At 66.4% G+C, this 655-nt stretch carries 1 protein-coding gene; it reads left to right on the top strand.

The annotated features are described in order from the left end of the window. Nucleotides 1-264: 264 nt before the first annotated feature. Nucleotides 265-655: hypothetical protein (locus ACYVD5_RS17430; RefSeq protein WP_461002123.1), on the top strand; the 391-nt coding region annotated here is incomplete at its 3' end.

Genomic DNA, 655 nt, shown 5'->3' with positions numbered 1-655 from the left:
TTCGGTGTCGTCTTGGCCGCCGCCGTCTTCGCCGCCGCCACCGTCGCCTTCGGTGTCGTCTTCGCTGCCGCCGTCTTCGCCTTCGCTATCGTCTTTGCTCGCGGGCGGATTGTCTCCGGTGACTGGTTCCGTTTTGGGGATAAACGCGCTGTTCCCGTTGAGTCCAGGTTGATCGTCGGAGAGCTTCTGCAGGGGTTCCTTCCCGGGGCTGTTTCCAGGCGGCGGATTCTCGCCTTCGCCGCCGGAGCGAGGGCCGTCGCCCTGGTGTTCCTGATTGTCCGGGCCCTTCCCGTCGGACTGATCTCCCGGCTCGTTCTCGCGGCCGTGTTGGTTGCCGGGGCCGTTGTCCTGGCCTTGGTCCTGGCCGTGGTCTTGGTCCTGGCCCTGGTCTTGATCTTGGTCCTGACCGTGGTCTTGGTCCTGGCCCTGGTCCTGGCCGTGGTCTTGGTCCTGGCCCTGGTCTTGATCTTGGTCCTGACCGTGGTCTTGGTCCTGGCCCTGGTCCTGGCCCTGGTCCTGGCCCTGGTCCTGGCCCTGGCCCTGGTCCTGGCCCTGGTCCTGGCCCTGATCCTGGCCGTGGTCTTGGCCCTGATCCTGCCCCTGGTTCTGGTCTTGGCCGTGGTCGTCGTTGCCGTTGTCCTGGTTGGGGTCCTGG

The sequence above is a fragment of the Streptomonospora sediminis genome (assembly GCF_054778995.1).
Note: the sequence above shows the minus strand (reverse complement) of the source record. Positions and strands in the feature narration are given on the sequence as shown.